The 7,224-nt window shown below is 62.9% G+C and carries 7 protein-coding genes; 3 read left to right on the plus strand and 4 right to left on the minus strand.

What is annotated here, in order from left to right:
- Window positions 1-14: 14 nt before the first annotated feature.
- The gene (locus tag RMQ73_RS07995; protein WP_310497601.1) at window positions 15-2,774 is read left to right on the plus strand and encodes a TonB-dependent receptor domain-containing protein; all 2,760 of its coding nucleotides are present in this window, start codon (window positions 15-17) and stop codon (window positions 2,772-2,774) included.
- Between the two features lie 230 nt (window positions 2,775-3,004).
- Here the strand turns inward: RMQ73_RS07995 and ccmE are convergent, their stop codons facing one another.
- The 3 genes from ccmE to ccmC are packed head-to-tail and all read right to left on the minus strand — an operon-like array spanning window position 3,005 to window position 4,312.
- On the minus strand, window positions 3,005-3,430 hold the full coding sequence (ccmE, locus tag RMQ73_RS08000; RefSeq protein WP_310497602.1) for a cytochrome c maturation protein CcmE: 426 nt from the start codon (window positions 3,428-3,430) through the stop codon (window positions 3,005-3,007).
- Window positions 3,427-3,570: a heme exporter protein CcmD gene (gene ccmD / locus RMQ73_RS08005; RefSeq protein ID WP_310497603.1), complete on the minus strand. Its 144-nt coding sequence runs from the start codon at window positions 3,568-3,570 to the stop codon at window positions 3,427-3,429. The genes ccmE and ccmD overlap by 4 nt, the downstream gene beginning before the upstream one ends.
- 13 nt (window positions 3,571-3,583) lie before the next feature.
- Complete coding sequence (gene ccmC, locus RMQ73_RS08010; RefSeq protein WP_310497605.1) at window positions 3,584-4,312, minus strand: heme ABC transporter permease CcmC; 729 nt, start codon at window positions 4,310-4,312, stop codon at window positions 3,584-3,586.
- A 154-nt stretch (window positions 4,313-4,466) separates the two neighbouring features.
- On the opposite strand from ccmC, the gene RMQ73_RS08015 reads away from it, so the two are divergent.
- Window positions 4,467-4,949: a hypothetical protein gene (locus tag RMQ73_RS08015; protein WP_310497606.1), complete on the plus strand. Its 483-nt coding sequence runs from the start codon at window positions 4,467-4,469 to the stop codon at window positions 4,947-4,949.
- 114 nt (window positions 4,950-5,063) lie between these two features.
- Here the strand turns inward: RMQ73_RS08015 and infC are convergent, their stop codons facing one another.
- Window positions 5,064-5,588 (minus strand): translation initiation factor IF-3, encoded by a 525-nt coding sequence (infC, locus tag RMQ73_RS08020; protein ID WP_310497607.1) that lies wholly within the window; start codon window positions 5,586-5,588, stop codon window positions 5,064-5,066.
- Window positions 5,589-5,852: 264 nt separating this feature from the next.
- Here infC and RMQ73_RS08025 point away from each other — a divergent pair.
- On the plus strand, window positions 5,853-7,224 hold a 1,372-nt coding region (locus RMQ73_RS08025; RefSeq protein ID WP_310497608.1), incomplete at its 3' end, for a DPP IV N-terminal domain-containing protein.

Here is a 7,224-nt window from a genome sequence, read left to right on the forward strand (position 1 = left end):
TTTGGGGAGAATTTATGAAGACGTTTCTGCTGGCGACGGTTGCCGCGCTGACCCTGCCTGTTGCTGCCCAAGCCCAGGAAACGACCGCCCAAGCGGCCGAAGTGATGGAGCAGGGCGAGATCATCGTCACGGCAACCCGCCGCAACGAAAAGCTGTCCGACGTTCCCATCGCGGTCAGCGCCGTCAGCATGGACCAGCTGCGCAATTCCGGCGCGGCCGATATCCGCCAGCTGAACCAGCTGGCACCGTCGCTGCTCGTCTCCTCGACTGGCAACGAAGCCAATGGCTCGGCTCGTATTCGCGGCGTCGGCACGGTTGGCGACAACCCCGGCCTCGAAAGCTCGGTCGCGGTGTTCATCGACGGCGTCTATCGCAGCCGTTCGGGCATCGGCCTCAACGAACTGGGCGAACTTGAGCGGATCGAAGTGCTGCGTGGCCCGCAGGGCACGCTGTTCGGCCGCAACGCGTCGGCCGGTCTCATCAACATCGTGTCGAAAAAGCCGGATTTCGAATTCGGCGGCAATGCCGAAATCAACTATGGCAATCTCGATTTCTGGCGCTTGCAGGGCGGCATTACCGGGCCGATCTTCGGTGACAAGGCCGCGTTCCGCATCGACGGCGTCTATGTCAAGCGCGACGGCTTCCTGACCGATGTGATCAGCGGCAACAAGATCAACAACCGCGACCGGTTCTTCGTGCGCGGGCAGTTGCTGCTCCAGCCTTCGGATGATCTGTCGATCCGCCTGATCGGCGATTTCAGCCATCGCCGTGAAGCCTGCTGCGCCGCCAGCTATCTGCCCAGTGTCGGCGAAACCTTCGATCCCACCGCCGGCGCCGGCAATGCGACCACGCCCGGCTTCAACACCGATGGCGCCATCGCGTTCCGCGCCAACCCGATCCTCAATGTGCTGCAAAGCCTTGGCGGCGTCATCGGGCAGGGCGATCCGTTCGCCCGTCAGGTGTCGGTCACGCCCGGTCGCAGCTATAACAACACCACCCGCGACTGGGGCCTGTCGGGCGAAATCAACTACAAGTTCGGTGATTTCAACCTGACCTCGATCACGGCCTATCGCCGCTACAAGGCAGGCGGCGCCGGCGACGTCGATTACAACAATGTCGATATCCTTTACCGCGCCGATGATGGCACTTCGTTCCGCCAGTTCAACACTTTCACACAGGAAGTGCGCTTGCAGGCGTCGCTGTTCGACGACAAGCTCGATTTCCTTGTCGGCGGTTTCTTCGCGTCGGAAAAACTGCGGGTGTCGGACAACATCAAGTTCGGCAATCAATATGGCGCCTTTGCCTCGTGCCGCCTGATCACGCTGATCTCCGGCTCGGCCGCGCTGCGTGACCCGACGCAGCCGGGCTGCCTGACACCGACCGGCACCGCGACGCTGAATGGCGCATTCGGCGGCGCTGCGCCGCTGCTGATCAGCGGCCTGAACCGCCTGTCGACCGTCAACAATGTCGGTGACAACGGCACCCGCTACAACCAGTTGTCGACCAACTTCGCGTTCTTCACCCACAACGTCCTGCACATCACCGATACGCTGTCGGTGACGGGCGGCCTGCGCTGGACCCGTGAAGTCAAGCGGTTCGACGCGTCGTTCAACAACACCAACACCATCTGCGGCGCGCAGCAGGCGGCCTTCTCGAACTTCCTGCCCGGTGGCAGCACAGCCTTCCCGGCCGCGTTGCAGGGCTTTACGCAGGCCATCGTCAACCTGACCTGCCAGGGCAACAACACGTCGGCGCTCAACGGTCTCAACCTTGCCGACCGCCGTGTTGAAAGCGAATTGACCGGCACTGCCGTGGTCGCGTGGAAGCCGACGGATGACTGGCTGGCCTATGCCAGCTTCTCGCGCGGCTACAAGGCGGGCGGCTTCAACCTCGATCGCTCGGCGCTGGGCCTGCCGATCTACGCGCCGACCGATCCGCGCAACACCGTCGTCAACGGTGCGCCGTTCGGCACCCGCAACCTGCAATTCGACCAGGAACTGGTCGATGCCTATGAACTGGGCATCAAGTTCAGCAGCCGCCAGTTCAACGTCAACGTGGCGTTGTTCCGTCAGGATTTCAGCAACTTCCAGCTGAACACCTTCAACGGCTCGGTGTTCCTCGTGCAGACCGTGATGGGCTGCAAGGACGATCTCGGCAATGCGCAGCGCGACACATCGCCGGTCACCGGTTCATGCGCCGCCAACCGCACCAAGGCCGGCGTGCGGTCGGAAGGTATCGAAATCGAATCGACCTTCTTCCCGTCCAAGGACATCATGATCGGCGCCGGCATCACCTATGCCAGCACCAAATATGCCAGGAACCTGGTTGGCAACCGCTCCGGCGCCGCGCTTGACCCGGCACTGTTCCGTCTGCCGGGCCAGCAATTGTCCAACGCGCCGGAAATCGTGGCCACCGCGTCCTTTGCCTGGACTCCGGAAATCAACGAAAACCTGTCGGCGCTGTTCTATGTCGATGCCCGCCATTCCGATGGCTACAACACGGGCTCCGACCTGTTCGTCGAAAAGCGTCAGGCCAGCTTCACGCTCGTCAACGCCCGCATCGGCATTCGCGGCCCGGATCAGAAATGGGCACTGGAGTTCTGGGCGCAGAACGTCTTCAATCAGGATTTCCAGCAGGTCGCCTTCAACGCGCCGTTCCAGGGCGGCGGCAGCCAGGCTGCAACCATTCTGTACGGCAGCACCGGCAACCAGCTGTTCGGCACCTTCCTTGGTGAACCGCGCACTTATGGCGTGACCCTGCGCAGCTTCTTCTGAGGCGCAGCGCGGATAGGGCGCAGCGAAAGCTGCGCCCCGTCTCGCGCCAGCCCGGCCAGCGGGGCGGCCGGCCCAAAGCCGGCCGAACCCGTCCGACGAGTCGCGGGCTTTGCCCGCGACAGCACGCGCATCGACTTCACCCGCGACAACGCGCACACGCGCTTCGCCCGCAAAACCGCCTGCATCCATGTTCGCAAATGTGCGCGCCAAATCCGGCGCGCACCGCAGGCTTAGCTGACCGGCCCGGCCTTCTTCATCGCGCCGGCAACCTCGGGAGGCATGTATTTCTCGTCGTGCTTGGCCAGGATCGTCTCGGCCTTGAACTGGCCGGTCGCCGGATCGACGCGGCCTTCGGCAATCACGCCCTGCCCCTCGCGGAACAGGTCGGGCAGGATGCCAGTGTAGGTGACGGGCACCTGGCGCGCAAAATCCGTCACCCGGAACGTGATCGTCGCGCCGTTGCGCACCAATGATCCTTGCTCGACCATACCGCCCAGTCGGATGGCATCGGTTGGCGGTGCGCCCTTGGCCAAATCGGACGGTGCATAGAAATAGGTCGCCTTGTCGCCCAGCGTGGAAAACGCCAGTGCGCCGGCCCCGCCCAGCGCGCCCAGCGCACCGACCACCAGCCACAGCCGTTGATGCTTTGCCTTCATTTGCGCCGCAGCTCCTCTGCCTGTTTTTCGGCGCGGCGCATGGACACGAACGCCCAGCCCAGCATCGCGGCCAGGCCGCCGACGGTCAGGATATAGGCCGGCCAGATAAAGGCCGCCCACAGATCGGGTCTTGCCACCATTATGCGCCCCTCGTCATGCCAACGCCTCGGCAAGCCGCCGCGAACGCGCCTCGACACGCTGCTCGGCCAACAGCCCCCGCATCCGCATCAGCACGATGGCCCCGAACAGAAAGGAGAAGCCCGCCACCGACAACAGCAGCGGTGTCAGCAATTCGGGCGCGATGGCGGATTTGGCCGAAAGCACGCTGATGCTGGAACCCTGATGCAAGGTATTCCACCATTCCACCGAATATTTGATGATCGGCAGGTTGATGACCCCGACCAGCGCCAGGATCGCCGCGCCGCGCCGCTCGCCCCCCCGCTCGCCTTCGGACGCCGACAGGGCGATATAGCCCAGATACAGGAACAGCAGCACCAGCATCGACGTCAGCCGCGCATCCCACACCCAATAGGTGCCCCATGTCGGCTTGCCCCACAGGCTGCCCGACATCAGGCAGATGGCGGTGAACGCCGCGCCCGGCACTGCGATGGCGCGCGCCGCAATGCCGGCCAGCGGATGCCGCCAGATCAGCGCAGCGGCCGATGCGATGGCAAGGCCCATGTAACCGCCGGCACCCAGCCAGGCGGCGGGCACATGCACGTACATGATGCGCACGCTTTCGCCTTGCTGGTAATCGGGCGGGGAGGCGAACAGGCCGATATACAGTCCTGCGATGGTCAGGCCGAGACCGAGCAACGTGACAATGGGCGTCGCGATGCGGGCGATTTTCAGGAATCGCGTCGGGTTGGCAAAACGGTGCACGGACGCGCTTTTAGCAGAAGGGCCGGGCGGGGGAAGGGGGCGATGTGGCGCGGCATAACCCTGAGTGGATCGGCCTATCTTTTGTTCGCACAGAAAAGCATGAACGACACCGCAAGCTGGCAAATGCCGGAAAATTCTCTATGGCGCCAGTTTCATGGAAATTTTATTGTGTCTGACCGCAACAGCCCAACCGAGGTCTATCATGCGACTTTTTTTCGCTACGGTATTGCTAAGTGCGACGACCGCCGGTGCGCAAACGACCTCATCCACGACCTGCTTTGTAAGCGGTCAGTGGATTAATTGCGATACCAGAACGAATCAACAAAACGATATATGGGGCAGTTTTGGTGTATGGCAGCGCCAGTATCAAGAAATACAGAAACAAAATCTTGATCAATTTAAAGAAAATTTGGAGCAAGAGCGCACTAAGAAGCTTCAAAATGAACAAAATCAGATCTACATGCAGCAAAATGCGCAACAAAATAACGCTGCATATATTCGAAGAAGGGTAGCCGAATTGGCAACGAGTGGCGATTGCATCAATGCAATGGACATGGCGTCGTACAATGGCGAGTTTGAACTGCAACGCCAAGTAAAGACGTTTTGTGAGGAACGCGAAAAAGCAAAACAGAAATAGGTCGTTCAATTTTTTAAACGGTATTGAACAGCCAAGCCGGCCGGTTTCGCGCCTGCCTGCCCCGGCGGAGGTTGGGGTCGGCGCGCAAGGCGAGCCTTGCGCGCTCGCGGTGCGTCAGCGCGGTGCGATGACCATCAACATCTGCCGGCCTTCCATCTTGGGCGTCTGCTCGACCTTGGCATATTCTGCCGAATCGTCGCGCACACGCTCAAGGAGGCGCAGGCCCAGTTCGCCGTGCGACAGCTCGCGGCCACGGAAGCGCAGGGTCAGCTTGACCTTGTCGCCTTCCTCGATGAAGCGGTGGACCGCCTTCATCTTGGTATCGTAATCATGGTCATCGATGTTGGGACGCATCTTGATCTCCTTGATCTCCTGCGTCTTCTGGTTCTTGCGGGCAGCAGCAGCCTTTTTCTGCGCCTCGTACTTGAACTTGCCGACATCGAGGATCTTGCACACCGGCGGGTCAGCGCCGGGGGACACCTCGACAAGGTTCAGCCCCACCTCATGCGCGGTGGCGATGGCTTCCTTGGTATAAAGGACACCGAGATTTTCCCCATCCTGGTCGATGACGCGGACCTTGGGGACGGTGATGAATTCGTCATAACGCGGGCCGTTCATCGGCGCGGGCGTGTTCATCATGCGGCGGGGTGGCGGTGGTATGGCGGTTGCTCCTATTGGGACTCAGGGACCCTAGATAGCGCGTCCGGGGACAAATCGAAAGGCTTGGGCGCATGGCCTGGTGAAATAAGGGGCGCTGGCCAGCTTGCCTTGCACCGGCTGTCGGTTCACGCTTCGGTTGTTTGGGTTACGGGCGGGGGAACAGGCATGGCGACACGGGCATATCAGACATTTGCAGTGCTGGTGGCCAGCGCGTCCTTGACCTGTTCGGCTTCAGCTGCACCCATGACGCTGCCGATGACGCCGCCGATGACGCTGGATGGCGCGCTGGCCTATCCCTTCACCTCCGGCCTTGTGGCCAGTTCCGATGGCAAGCGGATCGCCTGGGTGCGGGAAGTCTTCGGCGTGCGCAACATCTGGGTGGCCGATGGTGCCGGCGGCACGCCGAAACAGGTGACGGCGTTCACTGGCGACGACGGCCAGGAACTTACGCAATTGACCTTTGCACCCGATGGCAAGGCGCTGCTGTTCGTGCGCGGTGGCGATCACGATGGCAATTGGGCTGCTGCGGGCAACCTTGCCCCAAACCCGGCCGCCAGCCCCTTGGAACCCAAGGTGATGCTGTGGCGAGCGGATCTCGCTAGTGGCGCAGCGGCACAGGCGCTGGCCGAATGCGACGCCCCTGCCGTCTCCGCCAAAGGCACCATCGCCTGCATGAAGGCCGGGCAGGCGTGGCACGTCGGCGCCGACGGCAAGGGTTTTGCCCAGCTGTTCTTCGATCGCGGCAAGCTTTCCGATCTGGCTTGGTCACCCGACGGCACCCGGCTGGCCTTTACCTCCCGCCGCGAGGGCCATGCGCTGATCGGCATCTATCGCGGCGTTGAACAGCCTGTCCGCTATCTCGCCGCCAGCAGCGGCGTCGATGACGGCCCGGTCTGGGCGCCGGATGGGGCCAGCATCGCCTTCACCCGGCGCTGGGACGGGCTGGACGGCTATGGCCGCTTTCTGGCGCCAAGGCCGCAACCCTGGGCAATCATGATCGGCGATGCCGCCTCTGGCGCGGTGCGACAGGCCTGGGCCAGCGGCACCGGCCAGCGTGACAGCTTTCCCGATGTCACCGGCGGCGCCAATATGCACTGGACGGCCGCGAACCGGCTGGTGTTCCTGTCGGCTGCCACCAACTGGCAGCAACTTTACAGCGTGCCGGCCAGCGGCGGGGCAGCCACCCGGCTGACTGGCGATGGTTTCATGGTCGAACATGTTGCCATGAGCCCGGATCGCACCACCCTGTTCTTTTCGGCCAACACCGGGACGACAAAGGATGATGATACCCGCCGGCATGTCTTCCGCGTCAACGCGGCCGGCGGGGCTGTGCAGCCGGTGAGCAGCGGTGCCGGGCTGGAATGGACGCCCGCCGCCACCCATGATGGCGTGGCACTGGTGGCGGCGAGCGCGCGGGATGCCGGTGTCGTGCAATGGTGTGCGCCGCGTTGTCAGACCCTGCCCGGCCAGGCCGCACCAGCCGAATTTGCCGGCGCCGCGATGGTCGTGCCGGAAAAGGTCACATGGACGGCGCCGGATGGCCAAACCATTCACGGCCAGTTGTTCAGGCCCGCCGGCGGCGGCAAGCGCCCGGCGGTGGTGTTCGTGCACGGCG

Origin of the sequence: Sandarakinorhabdus sp., assembly GCF_031430775.1 — a bacterium.
GTDB lineage: Bacteria > Pseudomonadota > Alphaproteobacteria > Sphingomonadales > Sphingomonadaceae > Sandarakinorhabdus.

What these genes read in the sequence shown, in the direction of transcription:
- ccmE (WP_310497602.1), bottom strand. Translation starts at nt 3,430, where the DNA reads ATGAAGGCAAAGCATCAACGGCTGTGGCTGGTGGTCGGTGCGCTGGGC.
- ccmD (WP_310497603.1), bottom strand. Translation starts at nt 3,570, where the DNA reads ATGGTGGCAAGACCCGATCTGTGGGCGGCCTTTATCTGGCCGGCCTAT.
- infC (WP_310497607.1), bottom strand. Translation starts at nt 5,588, where the DNA reads ATGATGAACACGCCCGCGCCGATGAACGGCCCGCGTTATGACGAATTC.
- RMQ73_RS08015 (WP_310497606.1), top strand. Translation starts at nt 4,467, where the DNA reads ATGGAAATTTTATTGTGTCTGACCGCAACAGCCCAACCGAGGTCTATC.
- RMQ73_RS07995 (WP_310497601.1), top strand. Translation starts at nt 15, where the DNA reads ATGAAGACGTTTCTGCTGGCGACGGTTGCCGCGCTGACCCTGCCTGTT.